The 25,661-nt window shown below is 37.7% G+C and carries 17 protein-coding genes; 15 read left to right on the forward strand and 2 right to left on the reverse strand.

Annotation, left to right across the window (positions count from 1 at the left end; all coding sequences use genetic code 11):
- The first annotated feature begins 86 nt into the window (after positions 1–86).
- From F3D3_RS11475 to F3D3_RS11500, 6 genes are all read left to right on the forward strand, one after another.
- Positions 87–1,565 (forward strand): TIGR02677 family protein, encoded by a 1,479-nt coding sequence (locus F3D3_RS11475; RefSeq protein WP_069874063.1) that lies wholly within the window; start codon positions 87–89, stop codon positions 1,563–1,565.
- Entirely contained in the window at positions 1,566–2,732 is a 1,167-nt protein-coding gene (locus F3D3_RS11480; protein ID WP_069874065.1) for a TIGR02678 family protein, read from the forward strand. It abuts the gene before it with no gap.
- Positions 2,713–6,828, forward strand: coding sequence for a TIGR02680 family protein (locus tag F3D3_RS11485; protein ID WP_069874066.1), 4,116 nt, complete (start codon positions 2,713–2,715; stop codon positions 6,826–6,828). The genes F3D3_RS11480 and F3D3_RS11485 overlap by 20 nt, the downstream gene beginning before the upstream one ends.
- A gap of 3 nt (positions 6,829–6,831) precedes the next feature.
- On the forward strand, positions 6,832–8,082 hold the full coding sequence (locus tag F3D3_RS11490) for a TIGR02679 domain-containing protein (protein ID WP_069874068.1): 1,251 nt from the start codon (positions 6,832–6,834) through the stop codon (positions 8,080–8,082).
- 62 nt (positions 8,083–8,144) lie between these two features.
- Entirely contained in the window at positions 8,145–8,390 is a 246-nt protein-coding gene (locus F3D3_RS24120) for a nucleotidyltransferase domain-containing protein (RefSeq protein WP_069874070.1), read from the forward strand.
- Positions 8,383–8,586 carry a nucleotidyltransferase substrate binding protein gene (locus tag F3D3_RS11500; RefSeq protein WP_069874071.1) on the forward strand — a complete coding sequence of 68 codons (204 nt, stop codon included), beginning with the start codon at positions 8,383–8,385 and terminating at the stop codon, positions 8,584–8,586. Before F3D3_RS24120 ends, F3D3_RS11500 begins: the two co-directional genes overlap by 8 nt.
- A gap of 74 nt (positions 8,587–8,660) precedes the next feature.
- On the opposite strand, the gene F3D3_RS11505 is transcribed toward F3D3_RS11500, so the two are convergent.
- Entirely contained in the window at positions 8,661–9,020 is a 360-nt protein-coding gene (locus tag F3D3_RS11505; RefSeq protein WP_069874073.1) for a hypothetical protein, read from the reverse strand.
- A gap of 160 nt (positions 9,021–9,180) precedes the next feature.
- Between F3D3_RS11505 and F3D3_RS11510 the strand changes: the two genes are divergently transcribed.
- Entirely contained in the window at positions 9,181–10,242 is a 1,062-nt protein-coding gene (locus F3D3_RS11510) for a LacI family DNA-binding transcriptional regulator (protein ID WP_069874075.1), read from the forward strand.
- A 29-nt stretch (positions 10,243–10,271) separates the two neighbouring features.
- Here F3D3_RS11510 and F3D3_RS11515 read toward each other — a convergent pair whose 3' ends face one another.
- Positions 10,272–11,717: a YfcC family protein gene (locus F3D3_RS11515; RefSeq protein WP_069874076.1), complete on the reverse strand. Its 1,446-nt coding sequence runs from the start codon at positions 11,715–11,717 to the stop codon at positions 10,272–10,274.
- 391 nt (positions 11,718–12,108) lie between these two features.
- Between F3D3_RS11515 and F3D3_RS11520 the strand changes: the two genes are divergently transcribed.
- The 8 genes from F3D3_RS11520 to F3D3_RS11560 all read left to right on the forward strand — a co-directional run bounded on the left by F3D3_RS11520 (position 12,109) and on the right by F3D3_RS11560 (position 25,510).
- Positions 12,109–12,930: a hypothetical protein gene (locus F3D3_RS11520; RefSeq protein WP_069874078.1), complete on the forward strand. Its 822-nt coding sequence runs from the start codon at positions 12,109–12,111 to the stop codon at positions 12,928–12,930.
- Positions 12,931–13,226: 296 nt separating this feature from the next.
- Complete coding sequence (locus F3D3_RS11530; RefSeq protein WP_175438358.1) at positions 13,227–16,598, forward strand: S-layer homology domain-containing protein; 3,372 nt, start codon at positions 13,227–13,229, stop codon at positions 16,596–16,598.
- A gap of 302 nt (positions 16,599–16,900) precedes the next feature.
- Complete coding sequence (locus tag F3D3_RS11535; protein WP_084388984.1) at positions 16,901–18,784, forward strand: nucleoside-diphosphate sugar epimerase/dehydratase; 1,884 nt, start codon at positions 16,901–16,903, stop codon at positions 18,782–18,784.
- Between the two features lie 36 nt (positions 18,785–18,820).
- Positions 18,821–19,321, forward strand: a complete 501-nt coding sequence (locus tag F3D3_RS11540) for a VanZ family protein (RefSeq protein ID WP_069874083.1) — start codon at positions 18,821–18,823, stop codon at positions 19,319–19,321.
- Entirely contained in the window at positions 19,311–20,459 is a 1,149-nt protein-coding gene (locus F3D3_RS11545) for a glycosyltransferase family 4 protein (protein ID WP_069874084.1), read from the forward strand. The genes F3D3_RS11540 and F3D3_RS11545 overlap by 11 nt, the downstream gene beginning before the upstream one ends.
- Before the next feature lie 32 nt (positions 20,460–20,491).
- Entirely contained in the window at positions 20,492–21,979 is a 1,488-nt protein-coding gene (locus tag F3D3_RS11550; RefSeq protein ID WP_069874086.1) for an oligosaccharide flippase family protein, read from the forward strand.
- Positions 21,980–22,018: 39 nt separating this feature from the next.
- The gene (locus tag F3D3_RS11555; RefSeq protein ID WP_069874088.1) at positions 22,019–22,498 is read left to right on the forward strand and encodes a small multi-drug export protein; all 480 of its coding nucleotides are present in this window, start codon (positions 22,019–22,021) and stop codon (positions 22,496–22,498) included.
- 177 nt (positions 22,499–22,675) lie between these two features.
- Complete coding sequence (locus tag F3D3_RS11560; protein WP_069874089.1) at positions 22,676–25,510, forward strand: S-layer homology domain-containing protein; 2,835 nt, start codon at positions 22,676–22,678, stop codon at positions 25,508–25,510.
- Positions 25,511–25,661: the final 151 nt, after the last annotated feature.

The following is a 25,661-nucleotide window of genomic DNA, read 5'->3' on the forward strand; positions in this document are numbered from 1 at the left end:
TGGAGTTTCGTCGCGTACGTGGTACGCGACGAAACTCCGCAACGAAACTCACAAGGGCATAAATATACATGTGAAGGATGTACGGGATGCAGTTGAAATCATTAAAACCTATTTTGGAGACAAGGTATTTGTCGGTGGAAAATGCGTGGCGTTATCGCGCTATTATGAGAATTTTTTACATTAACGATCAACGGTATCGGCATTGGATGAATAAAGAGGATGTCTTTAAAGCGTTGAGAGAGATCGAGACTTTTGAGACTTATACGATGGATATGTGTACTCAGGATTTAGAGGCATTGCATCAGTGGGGAAACTTGAATGCTGTTCAGGATACATCTAAGGTGATGACTTATCAACAATTTGTAAATAAACAGTTTAGATATCAAATGACTGAATATGCTATTGAAATAGAGCGTATGTCTGTTCGAATTGAAAACTTGTTTATTGAAGGGGGTTCATTAGAACCGACGCTGATGGAGCGGTTAAAAAGTCAGATCAAGCAGTTGCCTCAAATGCTCAATGAAGAGTCTATGACTGTAGGGGGCTGGTGGAGCGGCTTAGTCAGTGATTTTCAGAGGTTAAATCAAAGTTATCAGGATTATATTCGAGATTGGTCGGGTGCTAAAGCAGAAGAACTTCTTAAAACGAAACACTTCCTTATATATAAAGAAAAACTTGTCGATTATTTAAGACATTTTATTAAAGCATTACAGCAGCACGGACACGAAATTTCTATTTTTTTAAAGACGATTGCTCAGGAAGATAAAGAGCGCCTTTATAACCATGTAACAGATTATGAGATGGAAGTCCCTAGGGTAGATATGGAGGCGCTTCATAGAAATGATGTCTATGCGAATATCAGAGGGAAATACATGAGCTTGGAGGCTTTTTTTTTAGGAGAACAACAGAGAGAGAGTGAGCTTCAAATCATTATGACCATGACCAATGAAATTATTCGCAGGGTAACGCGCTATGCAGCGACTATTTTAGAACAGTCTAATCAATACTCGGGTAGAAAAGAAGAATACAAGACACTTGCGACTATTTTTTCGAAAATGGAAGAGATTGATACTGCGCATCATTTTGCATCTCAAGTTTTTGGTGTGGCACGATACAGACATTTTGTAGGAGATTACACAAGACAAACAGAGAACATCCAATCTTCAATTTACGATGAAGGGCCTATGACTCAAGTTCTTTCACCAAGGGTGAGGACTTATCGCGAAAAAATAAAGAAGACGGCTATTATAGATCGTACTCAAGAGAAGATGCAAAAACGTGAAGAGATTCTAAAGGCGCGTGAGATAGAAAAAGAAATTCTCTTAAGCTACACGGCGTCTGGGATAATAGAAATGGAAAAACTTGGTTTTGTGCAATCGACTGTTAGGCGCAGTTTGCTCAAATGGATTCAAAAGGGCATTTCTCAAATCAATGAGGTTGTCATGACGGAACACGGGCAAAAATTTAGCGTTTTAAATCCAGGAGAAAAAAAGTTGTGTACGCTAGAATCTGAAGACGGTATCATGACCTTACCCGCATATATTTTAAAATTTGAGGCGGACTAGATGGAAGAAATAAGAGAATTGCTGAATCAAAGATGGGTTCTAAAAAAGAATAATCCCGATTTGTATTTTAAGATTAAAGATCACTTGAAAGAATTTCAAGAATTTTTTAAAGATAAATTAGGCTATGCCATTATGATCAACCCGTTGATGGTAAAGGTGGAAAAGCTCTCTGGTAAAAGTCAGAGTTGGATGGGGATTGAATCGTTTGACATGCCAAAGGCGTATGTATTTTTATGTTATGTCTTAATGTTCCTTGAAGATAAAGAGCCCGAAGAGCAGTTTGTCCTTTCGCAATTGACAGACTATATTAAGAGTCAACCCACTGAAAGTGGTCTAATTGATTGGACTGTTTACCGTGATCGTCGCTCTCTGATAAAAGTGCTGGATTTTTGCAAAGAAGAGTCTATTATTCTCATGAGTGATGGCGATGACAGTGGGTTTGCTGGTTCAGAAAGTTCTGTTGAAGTGCTGTATGAGAATACTGGAGCTTCAAAGTATTTTATGAGGCGATTTCCATTCGATATTACGCCGATGACTTCGCTTAAAGAGCTTGAAGCTTTGGACTGGCAAAGTGATGATGGGGAAAGAGGTATCGTGAGACGTTATAGGGTGTATCGACGACTTGTCTTAGAACCCATTGTCTACCAACAGGGTGCTGAAGATCAAGATTACTTGTACATTAAAAATATGAGAAGCACATTAACTTATGATTTTGAGCGCTATCTGGGCGTAGATTTTCACCTGCATAAAAATGGTGCGATGCTCATATTCCCAGATTCAAATGGGATAATCGATGCCTTGCCGAATCGACGGAATTTGTCTGATGTTGTATTACAGGTCTGTTTTGAAATCAGGGAAGCGGTGAGAGAAGAGCGTTTCGAACGTTTGTCGACGGATAAAATACACCTTTCACAAGTTAAATGGGATATGTTTATACAAGAGGTTAGGACAAAGTATCATGCTGGCTGGACAAAAAAGTATCGTGAACTTGCACCAAAAGCGTTGCGAGAAGAAATAGATGCTTTTATGAGTGGGTTTGGGATGATTGAAATTCAAAAGATGCATAAGGAAGTTTGGATTTTACCAGCTGCAGCAAAAATGGTCGGAAGTTATCCTGCAGATTATTGGCTAAAGAAGGAGGACATAGATGGAAGATTGGAAGATTAGCAGGGCTGGGGTAATCAACTTTTGGTATTATGACGATGAGATTTTTCATTTTGAAGAGGGAAGGTTGCTGCTTCGTGGGTCCAATGGTTCTGGAAAATCTGTTACAATGCAAAGTCTTGTGCCGCTTTTATTTGATGGGAACAAAAGTCCCGAACGTCTTGATCCATTTGGATCTAAAGCGCGAAAAATGGACAGTTATTTATTGAGTGACGGCTTGGATTTAGAGGAACGAACAGGCTATTTATACTTGGAATTTGAAAAAAAGGAAGTCCATCGATACTTGACGATTGGCATGGGCATGAGGGCGCGAAAAAATATGCCCATGCAGACGTGGTATTTTATTTTGCTTGATAATAGGCGCATAGGCAATCATTTGGATTTTTCGCTTTACAGAGATATCGGGGACAAGATACCATTTTCACAGCGCGAGTTGGAAAATAGGATAGGCCAAGGGGGGGTGGTATACACTAAACAAGGCGATTACAAGATGGCGGTAAACGAGCATTTGTTCGGCTATTCGGACATTTCTGATTTTGAGGAGCTGATTACGCTGCTCATTCAAATTCGTTCTCCAAAGTTAAGTAAAGAATTTAAACCCACAACCATGTATGAAATCATGCAAAATTCACTCGTTACATTGAGCGATGAGGACTTAAGACCCATGTCGGAGGCCATCGAAAACATGGATGATATCAAGTTGAAGATTGAAGCTTTAAATGCGTCTAGGCGAAGTCTTGCCAAAATTCAGAGTGCTTATGACAAATACAATACGTATATGCTGACAGAGAAAGCGAAACGTTATCTGCAATACTATGATGAGGAGAAGCAAGGGGTTAAAGCGCAACAAGCCTTTGAGCTTGAAAATAAAAAAGCGCAAGAACGCATTTTAGAGATCCATCATGAATTACATCATTTAGAAGATGAAGAAGCGCAACTAAAGCTCAAAGAGATAAGCCTTCAACAACATGATTTGGCTCAGCTTGCTCACGAAGGGGAAGCTTTAAAAGACGCTGTGGAGCGCTATGCCAATGTAGATCGCATGAAAGAAGAACAGCTTGAGGCACAGATTTCAAATGAAAATACGCTAAAATATGCCATTAAAGAGAAACAAAACCTTTGCGATGAGGCTGAACGTGAACTGAAGAAAAGTATGGATGCTATGGCTGAAGAAGCGGATGCTGCTGGATTTGATGAACATGCTTTTTTCATAGAAGAGTATTTAAAATCCGAGGAAACTTATAATTTTAAGTATCATAACTTACAATTAGCTCAATACCAGAATCGCGTAAAAGAAATACTAAGGGCCTTGAAAACACAGACGGAAATGACGCTTAGATATGATGAAGCTTTGAAAATAGTCGAGGCTTCAAGTTTAAAAGTGGATAAGCAGTCGCGATTTGTACAAGAGACAGAGCGCCAGTTGAATGCTGTTAAAGAGGAATTTGCTGAGCAAATTATTAAATGGGAAGAGCAAAACGGCGCACTAAAGGTTGAAAGGCATGTGCTACAACAAGTCGTTGAGCGCGTATACGGATACAATGAAACGCATCGGTTTGATCAAGTCCTAGAACCTCTGAGATCAGCTTATGATCAGGTGAAGGCGAAAGAACAGATTGCACTCCACAAGCTATCTGGAGAAAAAGAACTTATTGTGGATAAAATATCAATTTTAGAAAATGAATACAAAACGCTCGAAGCTCAGAAGGAGCCTGAACCCCATCGAAGTGAGTCGGTTATACGAAACAGGAACCGCCTCGTGGAGCAGGGGATTCCATTTGTGCCACTCTATAAAGCAATTGATTTTGAATTGAATTTATCAGAAGAGATGAAGGGGATGGTAGAAGAAGCGCTTGAAGATATGGGGATTTTAGATGCACTTCTGATTTCACCTGAACATAAAGAGATTGTGGATCATATGGATGCAGGGCATGCGGATAAATATATCTTTGCATCTCCTGAATTTTTAAGTCATAATTTAACGCAATGTCTTATTGCGGAAGAAAAGGATTCCACTTTCTCAAAGAATTTTGTGGAAGATGTTCTGATGAGTATTTTACTAAACGACACGCCGCAGCACTTTTTTATTTCTGAAAACGGCGTTTATGGCATGGGCATCGTAAAAGGTAAAGTTTCAGGACAATATAATTCTAGATACATTGGCATTGCCGCACGAAAGCAGTATAAGCAGACGCTTTTAGGTGAGATTCGTGAGACGATAAATCAAGAGAAGACGCAGTTAAAGCATTTTGAAAGTTTAATGGAAGCGCATCAAACTCAACTGAAAGTTATGTTAATGGATTGGCAAAATATGCCTTCTAATCAAGATTTGGAAGTTGCATTCACAGAAGTTAATAAGGCTCAGCATATGCTTTCAGTGCTTAAAACAGAAGAAACTTATCACCGTACGGAGTCAGAGAAGCTTTATGAGAAATTGAAGGTGATTCGTCAAAATGTCTTTGAGGTGAGTAAGGGGATATATCTTACTTTAAATGAAACAATTTTTGAACATGCAGACGAAGCGCTGTCAACTTATTTGTCACAGTATAATGAATTTAAACAATTTGATCAAAAGAAGCGGTTTGCAGGGGATCATTTGAGCACATTGCGGACACAAAGAGATGGTTGTCTGGAAACCCAAGAAGTTTTGCGTTACGAAAAGACACAAAACGAGAGAGAATGGATACGCGCGAAAGCGAGACTGCAGGATATTCAAAGCCAGCTCAAGGCTTCTGACTTTGAGGAAATTCGAAGAGAGATTGAGACTTGTCGCACGAGGCTGATAGAATTGCCAATTTTGTACAAAGGGTTGGTTCAAGAACAATCCACACTGAAAGCCAAAGGGGAGCAATTACTGGATAAATTGGATGAACTGTCAGAAATGCTCACGCGGTTAGAGCATAAGAGAAAACGCTATCAAATTGCTTTTATTGAAGAGTATGCACTCGGGTATGTGATGGCATATGATGAAGCGTCGATTCAGCAGTCAGGGGATGTGCCAATAAGTGTGTATGTCAATTCAGCGAAAGCGGTTCTTGAAACTTATGGTGCATTTCTAGAAGAACATAAAACGGTGCTCATGTATACGGATCTGCTGAAGGAAAGGTTTATTAAGGAATCGGGAGAACTGGCGGAGTACCATTTGAAGCTCAATTATCTATTTAGGGAACTGTGTGATGAATCTTGCTCGGATGATGATATTACCCATATTGAGCGCGCAGATTTTATAGGCAAAGTTCAAGGGAAAACGATGAAGTTTAATGAGTTATCCAATTGGATTGAAGGCCAAATTATTGAGCAGAGTTCTCTTTTGAGTGAACAAGATCGAGCGCTTTTTGAAGAGATTTTGATCAATTCGGTAAGTCGACAGATCAGTGCTAAAATTTATCATAGTGAAAAATGGGTAAAAAAAATAGATGAACTGATGAACAGTATGGATACTTCAAGTGGTCTGTCTTTTCATCTAAAATGGGTAACAAAAGAGGCGGAAAGCGAAGGGCAATTGAGTACAAAAGAGCTTGTGGCACTTTTAAGAGGAGATCAGGCCTTGCTGACGCGGGAACAGAAGGATCGATTAATCGGTCACTTTCAATCCAAAATTTTGGAAAGCAAAATAAAATTAGAGGATACAACGGATACGAGAAGTTTTCTGACCATTATGAAGGATATTCTGGATTATCGCAAGTGGTTTCAGTTTCAACTTTTTTATACCAAAAAAGGTGAAAAACGCAAGGAGCTTACCAACAATGCGTTCTTTACCTTTAGTGGTGGTGAAAAAGCGATGGCGATGTATGTGCCTCTTTTTTCGGCGGTCTATGCGAAATACGCGGGTGCCAATAGGGACTGTCCCAAAATCGTATCTCTTGATGAGGCTTTTGCTGGGGTTGATGAGCGCAACATAACGGACATGTTTAGACTTTTGGTAAAAGAACTTAATTTGGGGTTTATTGCAAATTCACAGGTGCTTTTCGGGGACTATGAAACAGTGCCCGCTCTGAGTATTTATGAGCTGATACGACCTGAAAATGCTACTTTTGTGACGACGATACGTTATAAATGGAATGGTGTTGTCAGAGAGATCATTGCAAGTGAGGCATAGGCTATGGATATTCATGAAGCGTGTGTTCAGTATTTAAAAGCCCATGATACTCAGCGCATTTTAAAGGGATTGAAAAATAAATACCGCTCCTATGGGGCTGTTAAAGGTTTCTTTGTGCTTCAAATGCCTACACAAGGGGAACTTCAGTTTTTAAAAGGGCTTTTCAAGCGCGATTTTGAAGGGACAAAAAGTATTCGGATCTCTTTGCTTAAATTTCAAGAAGCCTTTGCGGGAACGGTGTTTGAAGGTGTTACGCTAGAGGTTCTTTTATCCTCTTATTTTAAGACCGATATTCAAAGTAAAAAGGAAGAGTTTAACCAATTGTATACCCTTAAGCAGAACTTTATGCTGGAAATTTTGAGCACGGTTTCGAATCGTGCACTTTTAGAGTGGCTGGAAAAGGCCTATAGTTGTTCAGAGGATAGAGCTTATAAGTATATCAATGAATTGTATTCGGATCGAAATGATTATGATTTAAAAATATTGGTGTCTAACTTAGAGGCATTGTTGAAATATTGCGCGCTTCACGAGGAGGGGTTGGGTATCCCAATGGCTGCAGGTCTTGCAACTGGTAATCCCCATGCGCTGGATAGAGGCATGCCACTTAGAAAACTTTTTATCTATTTTGCGATGACCCAATTAGGGATGAGAGAACCTAAAACACTATCAGAAATAGATGCTCTTTTTGAAGCTTTTAATTTGAGGACTGATGAAAAGCCACGGATGGTTTTGACCTTTGGGTTAGAAGCTTTTGATTTAAACGATGCACCTTTGGGGTGGGGTTGTTTCTCAGAACGGGGTGAACCCCTTTATGTGACGGAACTTAACCTTAAAAAGGTAGCCTATATTAACGGTAAAACGCAGGATGTCTATTGCTTTGAGAATCCATCGACATTCTTTTCGGCGATTCGCTTGCAGCCTGATTTGGCAGCGATTTGTACAAGTGGACAAATTAACAAGCTGGTTTATGTGGTCCTGGATTATCTTGTGGATCTGGGGCATTTGCTTCATTATAGTGGTGATTTTGATCCAGAGGGCATGCTGATTGCAGACCGATTAAAACAAAGGTATAAAGGATTGGATATTTCATTTTTTAACAAGGCGAATTATCAAAGATCGTTGTCGTCTGAAGTGATTTCAGAGAGACGTTTGAAGCAGTTTCAAAATTTGAAAGCGCCGGAACTCATTGAAGTGTCCAAAATGATCGTCATAAAAAAAAGGGCAGGGTATGAAGAACTTTGCGTAGAACCGTGATGCGAAGCCGTTTCGCTGCGCGTTTCGCTGTGTACCACGTACAGGAGGAAACAAACTTAAGTTTGTTTCCTCCTGTACGTGGTACGCTCTTACGCTCTTACGCTGCAAGGGGAGATCATTTAGACACCAGCGACTATGACATTGCAATTTTCGGAAAAAGTTTATCACTTATGGATCAAATGTTGTTACGTGAAGCTATAGAGGATATTCGTACGCTTAAGAAAATAGATGTCGTATTTGTAAACGCAGATTTGAACGATGAATTTTTGGATAACATTAAGAAAGAAGGTGTCGTCATATATGAGTAAGTTAGAAACCAAGAGAGCTAATTTTAAAAATGCAGTGGATAGATTGAGAGAAGCAGTAGTTGAATTTCAGCAAGAAGGTGCAAGTGATGTCGTTCGAGATGGCTTAATTCAAAGGTTTGAATTTACATATGAGCTTTCGTGGAAAACAACAAAAGCATATCTTGATGAGTTTGAAATGCTTTTAGAGAAGCTGTGAGATGAATTTGACGGTCGCTGGTGTTACGTTCGTTGCGTGTTACGTTGCGTACGTGGTACACAACGTAACGAAGATCACTGTGGAGAGCGCTGTGGATAAAGTGATCGTAGGGTATATTCTACTATTTTGGAGATATCATCTTCTGAAGCGGCATGATTTTTAATGTTGCTTGCGAGGTCGTGCTTGTTTTCTTTTAAAGTGGTGAGCAATGTGGTTTTAAAAGTAGTCCTTTGGATATCAGTGGCATTATTTGAGATACAGTTATTTATTTCAGATATTAGAGGTGATAGCAGTTTCCGGCTTGGATAGGAATCGGATTTCCAGTGTCTAATGCGACTGGGGCAGCGATCAAGGCGTGCTGCAATATAATCGTTTTCAATATCAAACTCGTCAAAGATCAATCTGAGCACAAGATGAAAAGGTTGATTTTTCATATGTAACCTCCATGAAGAAGAAAAATTATTCGCAAAAAACAGTAGAATAGCAACAGCTTTAACGTTTAAGTAAACTATAGCATATTTCCGTTTTTCTTGTCAATATTCTTGTTCGTTATGGTATAATAATATCACCCTATCCTGAGGAAGTGATTTATAAATGTCTACAAAGCAGTCTGATCATAAGAAGCCTACAATAAAAGACATTGCAAAGTTAGTCGGGGTGTCGCATGTGGCTGTTTCAAAAGCGTTGAAAGATGCGCCAGATATATCAAGTGCTTTAAAAAAAAAGGTGATCTCTGTTGCAAATGAGATTGGTTATATGCCAAATGCTTCTGCAAGGCATTTGTCTTCTAAAAACACAGCACATAACATTGGCATGATTGTGCCCTCATTGGGAGCGGATACTGCTTATAATGAGGCTTTTCAATCAATTTCTGAAGCGGCTGCACACAAAAATCATTCGGTTTTATTGGGGGTTTCTGCTCGTAATAAAGATCTTGAGCGACAATATTGTAGAATTATGTGTGAGAATAGAGTGGGTGTATTGATTATTTCACCTATTTCAAGTGATATTGAAGACATCAAACAAATTTGTGATCAAACTGTGCCGCTTATTTTTATAGGTGGTAAAGTAGATTCAGAGGAAGAACATTGTGTGCATTTAAATTATTCAAAAAGTGCGGCATTGGCAGTTGATTATTTGTACCATTTGGGACATCAAAAAATTTTTTTGTTTTTATATCACCCGATGAACAAAACGATTATGCAAAAAAAAGAGGGCTATGAAAAAGCGATGATCAAAAATAATCTTGAGCCAGTAGTCTACTTAGAAGGGGAAAGTTCAGATACGTATTCTGCGGGTTGCATTTTGATGGAGACGCTTATCAAAACTAATAATTTACCCACGGCGATTTGGTGTGCCAGTGATCTTATGGCAATTGGCGTTATTGATACGCTTAAAAAGTATCGGTTTAGAGTGCCTGAGGATATTTCAGTGATGGGGCATGATAATTTACCTTTTAGCAAATTTGAAGCGTATCAGCTGACGACATTTGAAGTCCCTAAGAAGGCGCTCGGAGAAGCTGCAGTGAGTATGGCACTTCGCATTATGGAAAAAAGTGATACAGAAGAAGGCGATATGGAAAAGGCGCTTCATGTTTCTTTAGAGGCAACACTTATTAAAAGAAGATCTACTGGCAAAGCTGTTGGAAATATTTAACATATAATAATAACTGTGGTTGCCTATAGTTAGTAGCCGATTAAACCAGCAAAAATAATGAAAAAGGTACCAATTAGGATATAGACACTAAGGAAAGGCATATAAAACTTAAGCCAACGATTGTATTGAATGTTGGAAACGGCTAAAACGCCCATTAGTGTTGTGGAGAGGGGAGAGGTAATATTGGTGAGGCCATCCCCGAGTTGAAAAGCGAGCACTACGGCTTGACGTGTCAATCCCAGCACATCGGAAAGGGGCGTTAGGATGGGCATGACCAGTGCAGCTTGTCCAGATCCTGAGGTGATTAATAAATTTAAAAGACAATTTGAATAGAATACGCCTAAGAGTTGAATCCATTGGGGCAGAAACTGGATGTTTTCAATGAGCGCATGTGCAAGCGTGTCTAAGATCTGTCCTTCTGTGAGGACGGTTCTTGTCGTGGCAGCGAGACCGATGATCATAATGCCTTTAGTCATTTTCTTAAAACCCGTTACATAGCATTCGCTGATCTTTGTGCTGTCATAGCCCATTAAGAGGCCAATGACAACCCCAAAGATCATAAAAGCAGTGGCAATTTGTGGTATACCCCATTGCCATTTCGTTACGCCGATCATGATCATCCCCCATAAAAGACAAAATCCAAAGAGTGTCCTTTTTTGGTGGAGACTGAGCTCATGACTAGCACTTTGAATATTTCGAATGCTTTGAATATCTTCACCCGTGCCAACAGCTTTAATACTGTTGACACCATGAGCATTGAGTAAAGCATTATTTACAGCGCCAAATGAGTGAGTTGTCTGCAGAGCAGGGCTCACTTTTTTAGCGTGTTTTATAAGCATGAAGGATGTGGTAAACAATAAGACAAGCCAGAGAAATATTCTAAGGGAACTTCCTGAAAACAGTGGAAGTTCCGCTATTGTTTGCGCAATGCCCACTGAAAAAGGATTGAAAATCCCTGCGGCGAAACCGAGATTTGTCCCCATCATGATCATGGATATCCCTGTTAAATCATCAAAAGAAAGCAATTTTGAAAGTGTAAGCCCTATAGGGACAAAAATAATCGAGGCCGTGGTCAAACCCATTGAAAATCCAATAATTGAGAAAAAAGTAAGAAAAAGCGGAATCACAAGAAACCGTTTTGTCTTAAGTGAAGCAATCATCCGGTAACTGATGACTTCTATACATTCGCTGATCAAAAAGATCTCAAAAGCACCCCCGATGATGAGTACAAAGAAAATCATTTGAGCGACATTTGTGCTGACAAGCGTGTTGAAAATGTGAGAAGGTATTTTCCAAAGGGGAACAGGTGGTATTTCAGTATAATGAAAACTGTTTGGAATGACACGGGTTTGACCTGTGTCAATATCTTTTAAGCGTTCGTATTGCCCAGAGGGCACCCAATAAGTCAACAAACATGCAAACAGGATAATGCAAATCAAGATCACAAAAATATGAGGAGCTTTTTTAAATTTCATGAGAGAACCATCCTTGGTTAGAGTGTCAAAAGTCAATTTCGAATAAACCTTCGATCCTATGCTGTATTGTGTACTTCTGGTAAAAGGCATCATAGGGTAGAAGGTTGCTCAATTTTTGACTTTAGACACTCTGACTATCCTTCGAATTTGTGTAAGTATTTTCACCGTGTTGGAGCACGGAAAAAGAAATTGCAACAGTAATAGTATACAAAAAAATCACACAATAAACAAATAAAAAGCGCACAAAATCGCGCAAAAACACACAGCTAGAATCGTTGTTGTTTTAAACCTCGTTTGATACTCTAGACTTTGATAGTAGAAAAACAAAAAAAGCTAAAAGAAAATTAAAAACGCCGAGTTCTTAGCTGAGTTTTGGCGAGGAGGTTCTATTATGTGGTCTACATTAATCTATATCATTATAGGATTGGCAGCATTATTTATTGGTGTGAAAATAGCATTTTACGCATTTTTTTTCATTCTGACGTGCGCTGCTCATTTTAGAAAAACGCTCGTTGAATATTGTTATGACTATAAATTAAGTGCAAGTCCTTGGGTGATACTTGTCTGGGAAAGTGTATGGATATCTGAACTCATGGGCTATAAAGCCTTCAGTGAACGCATGAGCCGTTATGACATTGTAAATTGGCTTTTTCAAAGTAAATTTTACCATAATGCAATCCTCTATATTATGATTGCTATCCCATTTGTCATATTGTTCTTAAGAGCTCGAACCCGGTTTTTAAATGTTCTAGCGATCAAAGTTTTGTGTATTCCATTGGATCTGATTTATATCATCTACAGTTTTTTTGATAGCGAGTATAAACCTCTAAAACCAGAAGAACGCATTGCAAATCAAAGAGAGACTTCGTCTCAAATAGGAAGACATGCACCTTATTCACGCTCTGGAAATGCGAACAGAATGCCCGTTAACGGTGAGGATACAGATTCGTTTTCGCATGTGGATCATGCTCATATAGGGAGCGGGACTTATAACCGAGGCGAATCAGGTTCAAATGATTCTTATAGGGAACCAATCTACGATAAATACACAGATATGCACAGAGTTCGATCCACAGGAGATTCTTATACAACAAGCACTGTAGATGGTCAAACCGCTTACTCCACTGGTGATTACATCCCGTTTGGGGCTGACCCAGGAAGTATAGTCGAAAGAGATTCAGGTTATGCACCTTTTGGCGGTTCCGACGATTAAGTTTGTTACATTGTATTTCGTGGTGTATTTCGTTTTGTGTTTCGTGGTGTACGTGGTACAAGAGGAAACCCAAAAGGAAACCCAAAAGGAAACACAAGCGGAAACACGTGGCACAAAAGCGCACAAAATCGCACAAAATCGCACAAAAACACACGGCTAGAATCGTTGTTGTTTTAAAGCTTGTTTGATATCATAGCATAGGATGACACAATGCATGTGGACGTAACGCTTGGGAATAAGGGGGTTATAGAATTATGAAATTTGGGTCTAAATACCAAAAAAGGAGAAAAGAAAATATGAAGAAAATATTGTCAATGGTGTTGATCGTGGCACTCATGATAACGACAATGCTTACACCAGTTTATGCCGACGTGGCAATTCAAGATGATTTGACTGGTCATTGGTCAGAAATTATTATGAGAGAATGGGTTGGGGAAGGTCTCGTTTCGGGTTATGCAGGAAATGTTTATAAACCCAATGCAGCCATCACACGTGCTGAGTTTTGCACATTGCTCAATAACGTCATTGGATTGACACCCACAGAGAATGCAGTGGTATTTAAAGATGTCACACCTTCAGATTGGTTTTACCAAACCATTAAAAATGCAGCAAGCAACGGGCTGGTATCTGGGTATGAGGATGGGTCCTTCTATCCTAATAAGCCCATAAAAAGAGAAGAAGCTGCGGTTATTGTAAAAAAGATTTTATCGAAAAATGCGGCATCTAAATCAGCTTCAATAACACATTTTAAGGATTATGATGAAATCAGTACATGGTCGAAAGAGGCGATTGGGGCTTTAGTTGATCAGAACTATCTTACAGGTTACCCAGATGGCACTTTTAGAGCAACGCAAAGCATAACACGTAGCGAATCGGTGGCAATGCTCAGCAAAGTATTCGGCGAAATTTTTAATGCTAAAGGCGCCTATAAAGGTGAAAAAGAAGTGACTTATGGGAACGTCACCATTACATCAGCTGATGTAACGCTGGAAGACATGTTGATTAAAGGGGATCTCTACATAGCGGAAAGCGTGGGAGATGGCGATGTTACGTTAAATAATGTAACGATTGAAGGAGACATCATCGTAAAAGGTGGTGGCGAGAATTCAATTCACTTTAATAACATCAGTGTATTAGGTGCTTTAGTTGTCAAAAAGGCAAATAATAAAATTAGAATCGTCGCATCAGGTACGACACGTGTCAATGTCACTTATTTGGCCTCTGGTGCGATTTTGGTAGAAGATGAATTGGCAGCAGAGGGCTTTAATCGGGTGGTCCTAGATGCAGAAACATTAAAGGGATTAGAAGTTGAACTGGTGGGAAATTTTAATACTGTAGAGGCTTTGACACAAGGTTTTAGAATCAACTTGCCTGAAAAATCGACTATTCAACAATTAAATGTCAATGCGGGTGCTGTTGGATTTGATATTGCGGGTAAAGGCACAATAAAGGCAGCATCTGTCAGTGCAAACAGCAGTCGTATTGATGCGAATGTAGAAAAAATGACTGTAGGTGATCAGGCAAAAGAAGTTACCGTGAATGGTAATAAAGTGGAATCTGGCACAAATACGGATAATACGCAAGCTGGAGGATCAGTTGGTGGAGCCACAGGAGGCTCATCATCGAATAATTCGAATGATTCAAAGGATTCGAGTGATTCCAAAGAGGATAATAAAAATGACCAAGCACCTTTGGCGGTTTTAACGCTTTCAGAAGCAAGCGTTCAAATGACCACAGCACAAATGATTACGGTAACGGCAACGGTTCAATATACAACATCAAGTATGGTAAATGCAAATGTCATTTGGGTCTCTAACTTCCCTGAAGTGGTTTCAGTGGCTCAAAATGGTTCTATAATTTCCAATACAGGAAAAGTAATGGTGACTGAAAATCAATTGAATGCATCGAACACCACAGGGAGTGGCATTATTGCGGTATACGTGGTAAAAGATCCTTCACTTTCTGATCCACTTGTCAGTGATAATATTATTACTTCTAAGAGCATTTCCACCACTGTATCTAAGGAAATTACCACAATGTATACGGTATACTTTGATATAGACAAGGGGAATACGACCAGTATCCCTAAGCAAGAGGTTATTCACGGTCAGCTGGCCGCTGAGCCGTCCACACCAACCCAAACGGGTTATACCTTCAAAGGATGGTATTTAGATGATGTCAAATATGATTTCTCAAAACCTGTCCATAAAAATATGACTTTAAAAGCTGTATGGGAAATTAGAACGACTCAATTTATAGATGATCGATTTGATACGGGGTATCCCCTAGTGACGATTAATAATGCGGGGTATATTACGGTGAGTATGAAATTGAAAGCCGTACCAACGTCCACTGTAAGAGCATATCTTATAGCAGATCCTTATAATGCGGATATAAAGCCAGATAAAACGGCAGTTATTCACGGACATACTGGAAGTGGAGACGACGTTGTATGGACATCGTATAATGGTTATTTGGATATTAACGATGCAGAGGTTCATACGGTCACAACAGAGTCTAAACCAAATGATAAAAAGGCACTTGTTGCCATTGTATTAGAAGAGGGTATTACGGTATCAGAAGAGCCGACGATCATAGAAATTGAAACTCCAATTGTAGATGAGCTGGATGAGTATCCGCCAACAGTGGCAGATATTTTTATCAATAATGCGAAAAATAAAGTATATGTTTACACTTCTGGTAAACTGGATGGTTCAAGTACAGCGGCGGTGGCAGATTTTCAGCTCACTTATTTGGGAAATTCTGTAACACTCACTGGTGTAGACGTCCTTGAAGATGCAATTAAACATTATGATGCGGTAGTGCTCAGTGTTTCAGGGTTGGCTTCTGATATTCAAGTGTCAGAGTTGGCATTAAGTTATACAGGAACTGGTATTACGGATAAAGCACAAGTGCCAAATGCACTAGAAAGTTTCAATCATGAAGAAGTTCAAAGTGCGGAAGCCAAGATTAAAGATGTGTTTGTATCTTCTACTTCTGATTATATTGGAATAAATATAATTCCAGGTGTAGAAACAGATTACCAGACTGCTGATAATTATAAAATTAAAGCTTATTATGCAAGTGATTTTAGTGCAATTAATTCTAGCAATGAATTGACTGTTAAAAGGGTAAAAACAAAGTTTAATATGAATCACATGGATTTAGGGTATGAAATTGTAAATCCACCATCAATTGTGGCGAATTATGAAATTTATATTGTGGCAGAGGTGACCACATGTGCGCGCGATCGCGTGACGATTAATTCGGGTACAATAACGCCTTTAGTTGTTAATACACCAACGCTTTCAAGTGCTTCGTATGACAGTCATTACTTTAATGTTTTTTACGAGGGATTGATTGATGGCAGTGTGTTTGGATGTCTATTTGATATTAGAATTGTCAATGGTGGCGGAACTGTTGTTGCTGAAACAACACTTAAAGGAGAAGGCCATGGCAATCCAGAACGCGGTGCTGGGGATGCTTATAAAGGCACCTCAAAGATTCGTTTTTATGAAAATTACTACTATGGGACATTGCCAACGGCTTCATCGGGCATGAAGGTTTATATGCGTTACAATCCTAAGCATGATGATGAGTACCTTAAAGATATTTCAGGAAAAGAATTGAAAACGCCTTCAGATTGGGTGGAAGTTACCATTCAGTAACACAACAAAGGGTGAAATGTTAGATATAAAAAGGATTAACTATAATGATTAACGGTAGAGCAGGCGATGGCCAAAGCTCTACCGTTTTGCGTATTGATCCTTTCCTTTTCTTTCTGTCCGCTTTTGCCGCTTGTGTATTCCATAGATTGTTCCATTGTTTCGTTGCGTAGTACGCAACGAAACAATGGAATACACAGAACAACAAATGAAATGGAACAACAGGAATTTAGAAATCAAGTAACAGAAATTATTCCGGTATGTTATAATAGGTTGATAGAATTAATCCTTTGAGAGGCAGATAAATGAATAAAAGAATTTACAAGGTTTGGGTATTGGTATTTTTGGATATAATAAGTTTTTTTATGTCCTTTTTATGGGCTTACATGATAAAGTTTGACGGTATTAAGCAGATTCCTACAGAATTAAGGTATCATCTTGTCGATGGCATTATTTTGATGGTAGTTGCGAAGTTGATTATCTTGATACTAATGAAAATGTATAGTAAAATTTGGCGGTTTGCAGGCATTACAGAAATGATAGATGTGATTATTGCTGCTGCTGTTGGAACGGGTGTTGTCATGGGGGGCCTTTTTTTAATCAGCAGACACCCTGAACTCAGTAAAGTGCTTATACCTAGAAGTATTTTGCTGCTATCATTCATTTTTGATGTGATCTTTATCGGAGGGACTCGATTTTCATATAGATTGTTTTTTCATGTGAGCCCTAAAGAAATTATCAGGCATCAGCATCAAAAACGCGTCCTTATATATGGTGCAGGTCAAGCGGGGGTTATGGTTCTCAAAGAGCTCAATGCAAGGGCAAACAACGAATATGCTGTGGTAGGCTTTATGGATGATGATGTCTCCAAAAAAGGACAGCGCATGCATGGTCTCTTTGTTTATGGCAATAAACAGGAACTTCTAAAAACATTGGCAAAAGAGGACATTAATATGCTCGTTCTTGCTATGCCAAGTGCCTCGGAAGTCGTCAAAAAAGAAATTTTGAATTTGGTTAAAGATACAGGGGTTAAAATCAGTATTTTACCCAAAGTACACGATATTATTGATGGCACTATTGCTTATTCAAGTATCAGGCCAGTTGAGATTGAGGATTTACTTGGGCGCGAACAAGTACAGCTCAACAATCGCCAAATTTCTAAATATCTTGAAGGAAAAAGGGTCATGGTCACAGGTGGTGGTGGATCAATCGGATCAGAGCTCTGTCGACAGATTGCTAAATATAAACCTGATAGGCTCATTATAGTGGATATATACGAAAATAATGCTTATGATATACAACTTGAACTCAAAAGAACGTTTCCCAACTTAGCGCTTGAAGTTTTTATTGCTTCAGTAAGGGATGAAAAACGTATAAAATCATTGTTCGAAAGATTTAGACCTCAAGTGGTCTTTCATGCAGCAGCTCATAAGCATGTTCCTTTAATGGAAGATAGCCCAGAAGAGGCAATTAAAAATAATGTGTTTGGAACCTACAATGTTGCAAAGTCTGCTTTTGAATTTGAGTCAGAGAAATTTGTATTGATCTCTACGGATAAAGCTGTAAATCCAACCAATGTTATGGGGGCGAGTAAACGATTATGTGAGATGGTTGTCCAAGCGTTTGCAAGCCAAAAGCATAAAACCGAGTTTGTTGCCGTGAGATTTGGCAATGTTCTAGGGAGCAATGGGAGTGTTATTCCGATTTTCAAAAAGCAGATTAAGGAAGGCGGACCAGTCACAGTAACACATCCGGATATTATAAGGTATTTCATGACGATTCCAGAAGCTGCGCAGCTTGTTATTCAAGCTGGTGGATTTGCCATGGGTGGTGAGATATTTGTTTTAGATATGGGCGATCCTGTAAAGATTGATACATTGGCAAGAGATCTAATTCGTCTATCAGGTTTTGAACCTGATGTAGATATCAAAGTAACGTATTCGGGTTTAAGACCAGGAGAAAAACTTTATGAAGAACTGCTCATGTCAGAAGAGGGACTTGTTTCAACAGAGAATGAAAAAATATTTGTGGCAAAACCAATGGATATTACATTAGATGAACTCCTTAAGGGGTTGGATAGACTTAAAGAGACACTTGAGGAGATGTTGCCGATAGTTCCTGCAATTAAAGCAATGGTTCCTACTTTTAAAACACCTGATGAAGTCAATCAAGCATTTTTAAAAGAATAGAGAACGAGAATAACAGTAAAGGATTTAGGAGATTTAATGAAAACTTTTTTAAGTTCTAAAAAAATAAGATGGCTGATGGTTTTGCTTTGGATGCTTTTAATATTTGCAATGTCACATCTTGATGTGGCTAAGTCTTGGGTTTTAACGGGACACGTGATGATTGCCATCGAAAAAAACACTGTGGGGAACGATATTAAGACTGACGAAATGAGTGCTTTTGAAGAAATGAACTATTACAATCAAAACGAAATGTGTATGATTCTTTTGAGAAAGGCTGCACATGTTTTTGAATTCTTCGGATTGAGCCTGAGTTTGGTTTATGCATTTTCTTTAAATAATACGCTTAGGTTTACAAATATAAAGACGATGGCATTTGGATTGGTCTATGCGAGTTTTGATGAAGCACATCAACTTTTGATAGTCGGTAGAACTGGGAATGTGAGAGATGTTGGTATTGATATGATCGGCGTTATGTTGGGCATTTTGGTCGCTTATATTGTTGTAAAGAGATTGGGAAGATTGAATTATGAAAACTAAAATTGTAATTATATCAGAAACAATCATGGATGGTGTTGGGCGACATATAGTTGATGTGATTAAACATTTGGATTATTCACAAATTGAATTAACTGTGATTCACAGCCAAAGTCGGTTGGACTATCGTTTTTATGATGTCAAAAAAGATTTTCAAGATCAGGTCACTTTTTATGAAGTCCCCGAATTGATTAGAGAAATTCATCCTAAATTAGATATGTTGGCTTTTTTTAAGGTCTATAAAATGATAAAGTATATTCAACCTGATATTGTACACTGTCATAGTTCTAAAGCAGGTGTTGTAGGTAGATTGGTTTCTAAATTTCTTGGAATTAAAAAAATATTGTATACACCACATGCCTATGCTGTTCAAAATCAAACCATAACAAGAGGCAAGCATCTTATTTATTTATATGCTGAGAAAATACTTGCCCGTATTGCCACGACTAGAACGATTAATGTTTCTGAATGTGAAAAAGCATTTGCTGTCATAAATGGTATTTCTAAAGCGACAAAGTGTCAAGTGGTTTATAATTGTGTTGAAGATATTTCTGTGTTTAACATCAAAATGGACCATGCGTTAATGAACCAAAAGTGGAAAATTCCAACAAGCCATTTGATTGTTGGAACTGTGGCAAGGCTCTATACTCAAAAAAATCCACATGAATTTGTAAAAATTGCTGAGCAAGTATGCCGTCAGAGACCGTATGTGACTTTTGTTTGGGTAGGTGAAGGGGAATATCTTGAAGAGATGCAGTCTTTGGTAGAATCTTTGCATATTGCAGACAGAGTATTATTTTTGGGTCATCAACGATCGATCGAAACATTTAATCTGTGGTTTGACATTTTTTTAACTTCTGCACGTTATGAGGGATTACCTTATACTTTAATTGAAACGATGAGTACTAAAACGCCTATTGTAGCTTCAAATGTCACTGGGAATAGTGAATTAGTGCTCCCCAATGTCACGGGATACCTATACGAACTCGGCCGTGTGGAAGAAGCTGTAAAAAATATAATATCGTTGATTGACAGTGAAGCTTTGCGAAATCAATTTGGAAATGAAGGTTATAAATTCTATAAGTCACATTTTACAATTGATGAAATGATGCGTGCGTATCAAGAACTTTACAAATCATAAAATACAAAATTTTAGAGGGTATTGGAGATTATATGAGTCAAGTCAAATCAATTACAACGCGATCCGGGATTCTTTTCGTTGGAAAAATCATCGATGCGTTTTTTATGTTTATATTTAATTTTCTGGCAGCAAAATATATCGGTGCGTCGGGATATGGCACGTATGTTTATATTAGTACATTAATTATGTTTTTGGCTATAGCGGTAAAACTCGGAATGGATCATGGGTTAACAGCTATTATACCTGGACTTAAAGATGTTCAAAAAGAAAAAGAGTTAGTTTCGTTTGCAATCTACTTCTTGCTGGGGATGAGCATTTTGGTAGGTTTATTCCTCTTTCTGAGTTCAAATTTTGTCTCTGTGGTGATGTTAAATAATGTTCATTTGGAGAATGCTTTAAAGTTATTTTTGCCATTGATATTTCCAATAGCTTTTGTGCAGATGAGCGAAGGTATTTTTAGAACAGTTGGCGGGATTAAGCATTTCTTTTTCAGTAAAAACATATTGATGCCTGTTGGATTAGTGCTCTTTTTTTTTATAAGAGTGCTTCTTTTTGACCAAGCAACACTGCAGACTCTGATCTATTCAAATTATTTTGCGTGGTCGATTAATGTTATCTATCTTATGGGGATTCTTGTCCGTAGAAAAATTCTCATAGGTTTGAAATTCGAGAACAAAAGATTATATAGGCAATTAATCGTGATTTCAATGCCACTTGTGTTAGTGGGTTTGATTGAGTTTTTAATGGGTAGAATAGATGCTTATGTGATTGGATATCAGTTGACAGAAGCCGATGTAGGCATATACAGTATCGTTGACAAGCTCGCTTATATTGGTAACTTTATGTTCATAACAGGGGGATCTATGATGGCACCTGTTTTGGCACGGTATTATTCAGAAAAAGATTTTGTAAATTTAAAACAGACTTATTTTGAAGTCAATCGATGGATTTTAGTCATTAATACGGCTGTTTTTGGAGGGTTATTGTTACTTGGACATGAAGTTTTGGCGTTATTTGGTCCGGAGTTTTTAGTTGGAGATAAAGTTTTATATGCACTTGCCTTTGCGCAGTTGATCAATGCTTTTTTTGGTCCTTTAACTTTTCTAAATGCGATGGTAGGGCTTGAAAAAATTGAGTGGCGCATAGGAATGGCGATGCTGACAATTAATGGTTTATTGGATATATTACTTGTTGGTAGATATGGTATCATTGGCATTGCCTATATAAGTGTATTAATTTATTTGGTCGGCAATATTATAAGAATGTGGTGGTTTAAAAAGCAGTTTGGTGTTAGTCTAGTGGCAATGAGCGGATTCAAAGTCATTTTAATGGGGATAGGTTCTTATTTGCCTATAAAATACTTGTTAGGTCATAATCCTTTTGATAATTTTTTTGTCACTTTTCTATCTTATGGCTTTGGATTTATGTTGATCTACTTGACCTTGATTTGGGGATTTATTTTAACTAAAGAGGATAAAATGAGTGTTTCGAGGCTGTTTTCCAAAAGATTGTTTAAATAACCTGCAAAAGGCACGTTGTATTGCCAAGGAGATTAAGGGATGTTTGAGATTATAAAAGCAGTATTGACAAATGAATTTAAGGTGATGTTTACAGCAGCGTTGCCTATAATAGAAATTAAAGGGGCGATTCCACTTGGGTTGTCAATGGGCATGAATCCTTGGCACGCCCTTTTAATCAGTTTAATTGGGAGTATGATTCCTGTTCCCTTTATATTGTTTGGTATTAGACCCATTTTAAATCTATTGAAGAAGACGGCATTTTTTAACCGACTAACAGTACACATTGAGACAAAAACACTTAATAAGAGCCATAGGATACAAAAATATGGCGTATGGGGTTTATTTTTATTTGTTGCGATTCCGCTTCCAGGAACAGGCGTTTGGACGGGATCATTGGCAGCTGTTTTATTGGATATCCGGTTTAAGTGGGCTTTTCCGGCTATTTTGATTGGAAATTTTGTGGCAGGGATCATTATTTTTTCACTTAGTAATGGGGTCATAAATCTTTTCAAATTTTAGTTTTGAGATGTGTTTTAAAAAGAAAATTGATTTTACTTTTAAGAAGAGGATCGTTCCGTGGATTTGGATTTGAAATATAACCTTAACATTTGCACAATTTTTTTTTTGATATAATGAGAAAAGTAAGCACTATTTATTTTGTTAATATAAAATGTATGTTTTGAGGAGGTTGGTTTTATGAAAAGAAAATTATCATTTGCACTGGCGGTGCTTTTAATATCACTTTCACTGTCTGGAATTACAGGTTATGCTGAAAATGAGTCTTCAGCGGAGTTGCTTCATAAATATGGTTTTATTGTGGGGGATAATGGCGATTTGATGGTGAATCAAAATTTGACTAGGGCACAAGCTTGTGTTTTATTATCAGAAATGTATGGAAAGAAAACGGAGGCGTCTAAGTCTATTTACATACAGAATTTTACGGATGTAAATTCAAAAGACTGGTATGCATCTTATGTGACGTTTGCTAAGATCAACAAATGGATCAGCGGCTATCCAGAGGGTACTTTTAAGCCCAACAGTTCGGTTTCTAAGCAAGAGTGGAGTGCAATGCTCATGAATGCTTTAGGGTATGCTTACTCATGGGAAACTGTAATATTGGATATGAATACGATAGGAATTCAATTTACGGCTCAAAATAATGCCGCAATCAGACGTGGAGAAGCTTTTGACGGTATGTGGGGAGCCTTAAAGATTCCTGCTAATCAGGAAACAGTGCCACTGGGATTAAAACTTGGTAAATTGCCAGAATCCTTATTTCAGGGAGAAGCTGGTACTTCGGTGGTGAACACGGATGCATTGGAAGTTCTGAGTTATAAGTCCATTGGCTTAACTGAAATTGAAGTCCTATTTAATAAAAAACTAGATTTGCAACACAATATTGAAAGTGAACGCGTAACTTTAAAACAAGAAACTAATTTTTTCTTAAAAGCCGATAAAATTGAGGTTTTAGAGGATGGTATGGGACTTAGAATAATTCCCAATCTACCGATTAGCCAGAATAAGGTGATGGATATCACTCTAGCTGATATTAAAGCGACTGATGGTACGATCCTCAAAGAAAAAAAAATAATGGGTGTAAAATTTTTGGATAGTACGTTACCTCAAATGCGGTCAGCAGAAATCATTGGTGATTATTATGTGAAAGTTACATTTAATGAACCCATACAAAGTGATGAAGATATAGCGCCTAGGATTGACGAGGACACGATTCCGGAACTTAGTATCTCGGACTTTTTACTAAATGATGGCAAGATCAACATCAATAGTGTTAAGTTGACTGAGAACAATAAGGTGGCAATTATTAAGTGTAATACTAAAATAGTGGACAATGTAAAAGTAGTCGCAAAAACAAGTCTAAAAGATTTCGCAGGTTTCAATTTATTTGCAACTGAATTAGTCGCTCAGTATAAATCAGACACAACATCACCAACACTTGTAAGTTATCGTGTGGTGAGCCCAAAGGAAGTCGTTTTAATTTGGAGTGAGAATATTCAACTTTTAAATGGACAAACTGCTTTTTATTATCATGATAGTGCGGCATACACAATAGACAATAATCTTAAAGATGAAAATATTAACGGTAGAGAAATGACTCTGAATTTTTCTAATAAACCATTTACGGCAGGTGATAATGAAGTGTTCGTGTTAAATGATACGATTTCTGATTTCTTTGGAAATAAGAACACCTCTCAAAAAATTGTTGTAAACATGGGCGCAGATACTACAAAACCTACGGTTGAAGGCGAGCCTAACGTAAGAGATGAAAAGACAATTGAAATTTCTTTTAGTGAAACGTTAAGAAATACGGGTAGTGAAATTTATGTAAAATCAAATTATATTTTACTTGATTCTAATGGGAAAAAAGCAGATATTTCTCAAGTTTTATATGATTCTAAAGCGGCAACAGTTACTTTGAAATTTGCTAATAAATTAAACGGATCCTATAAGCTCAGTTTCAGTAATATCTATGACTATTATGGAAACCCTCTTTTGGATTCTGGACATAGCTTTACAATTAAAGATATGGAAAAACCAACCCCAGCAAACTGGACGGCTAAAGTATTTTATATTGGAAGTACTGAACAATATGTTATTATAACTTTTGATAAACCGATGAATACCTCGGGAGAATACTCAGTGCTAGATAAATCTAATTATCGGATCAATGGCACTTATTTAGATAAAATCAAAACATCGGCGATTGATATCAGTTTAATTGATGAAAAGACAGTCCAACTTATAGTTGCAACAAAAGCCTATGATGGGATGGACATTGTATCAGATAGCGATGATAAGGCAGAGACATCAGATTTAATTGTAGCAAAAGTAAAAGATAAAATTGGAAATGAAACAGAATCAAATGAGAATCTAGTGGACTTACAAGAAAAAAGCAGTATTGAAGTGATCTCTTTTAGATATATAGGAGATGATCAATGTGAAATTTTATTATCTGATAAAGTTGTAGATGTAGATGTGTCGGATTTTGATATTGCAAGAAATAACATTCATTATACGATGGAAGATTACTTTGTTACAGAAAAAGAGGGTAAAAGTATTATCACAGCTACATTAAACCCAGACGTCAATGATTATAAAGGTATTTTTTTAAGAGCTTCTGGTCAGAATACTAAAACTGCATATGGAGAGACTTTTAACGCAAACAAAGGTTACATTGCGCTAACAGAATATATAGGTGCGGGGATTGAGCAAATTACGCAAAATGGCAATCGCGTTGATTATGTGACTTATTCTAGATCCTCAGGTATCATTTCGATTAATTTTACAACTAATATTAATGCTAATTCACTTTCTATGCTGACATTTGATGTAGATGGTTATGAAGTAGATCAGATAACAGCTTCAAGAAATCAAGTTCGGATTTACATTGATTCAAAAGACAGAAGCAAAATAAGCCAGTATACAACAGTGCAACAAGTTTATCCTTTTCAAGATATGAATGAAATTAGGATTGAAAATATTTCAACGCGTGTAGAGATTCTTCAAGATTAAAGCAGAATTACTTGAGTTTAAAAGGTACATTAGAGAAAAGCCCCCTTGAATGATACGAGAGGGCTTTCACTATCTAAATATTGAGATTAATGATTAATGTGTTAAAAGTTTCTTAAAATATGGATAAAAAAAGATTAATTAATTCTAAAAG

The sequence above is a fragment of the Fusibacter sp. 3D3 genome, from assembly GCF_001748365.1.
Lineage (GTDB): Bacteria > Bacillota > Clostridia > Peptostreptococcales > Acidaminobacteraceae > Fusibacter_A.

Coding starts and splice junctions, on each gene's coding strand:
- F3D3_RS11475 (WP_069874063.1), top strand. CDS start 87: ATGCAGTTGAAATCATTAAAACCTATTTTGGAGACAAGGTATTTGTCG.
- F3D3_RS11480 (WP_069874065.1), top strand. CDS start 1,566: ATGGAAGAAATAAGAGAATTGCTGAATCAAAGATGGGTTCTAAAAAAG.
- F3D3_RS11485 (WP_069874066.1), top strand. CDS start 2,713: ATGGAAGATTGGAAGATTAGCAGGGCTGGGGTAATCAACTTTTGGTAT.
- F3D3_RS11490 (WP_069874068.1), top strand. CDS start 6,832: ATGGATATTCATGAAGCGTGTGTTCAGTATTTAAAAGCCCATGATACT.
- F3D3_RS11500 (WP_069874071.1), top strand. CDS start 8,383: ATGAGTAAGTTAGAAACCAAGAGAGCTAATTTTAAAAATGCAGTGGAT.
- F3D3_RS11505 (WP_069874073.1), bottom strand. CDS start 9,020: ATGAAAAATCAACCTTTTCATCTTGTGCTCAGATTGATCTTTGACGAG.
- F3D3_RS11510 (WP_069874075.1), top strand. CDS start 9,181: ATGTCTACAAAGCAGTCTGATCATAAGAAGCCTACAATAAAAGACATT.
- F3D3_RS11515 (WP_069874076.1), bottom strand. CDS start 11,717: ATGAAATTTAAAAAAGCTCCTCATATTTTTGTGATCTTGATTTGCATT.
- F3D3_RS11520 (WP_069874078.1), top strand. CDS start 12,109: ATGTGGTCTACATTAATCTATATCATTATAGGATTGGCAGCATTATTT.
- F3D3_RS11530 (WP_175438358.1), top strand. CDS start 13,227: ATGAAGAAAATATTGTCAATGGTGTTGATCGTGGCACTCATGATAACG.
- F3D3_RS11535 (WP_084388984.1), top strand. CDS start 16,901: ATGAATAAAAGAATTTACAAGGTTTGGGTATTGGTATTTTTGGATATA.
- F3D3_RS11540 (WP_069874083.1), top strand. CDS start 18,821: ATGAAAACTTTTTTAAGTTCTAAAAAAATAAGATGGCTGATGGTTTTG.
- F3D3_RS11545 (WP_069874084.1), top strand. CDS start 19,311: ATGAAAACTAAAATTGTAATTATATCAGAAACAATCATGGATGGTGTT.
- F3D3_RS11550 (WP_069874086.1), top strand. CDS start 20,492: ATGAGTCAAGTCAAATCAATTACAACGCGATCCGGGATTCTTTTCGTT.
- F3D3_RS11555 (WP_069874088.1), top strand. CDS start 22,019: ATGTTTGAGATTATAAAAGCAGTATTGACAAATGAATTTAAGGTGATG.
- F3D3_RS11560 (WP_069874089.1), top strand. CDS start 22,676: ATGAAAAGAAAATTATCATTTGCACTGGCGGTGCTTTTAATATCACTT.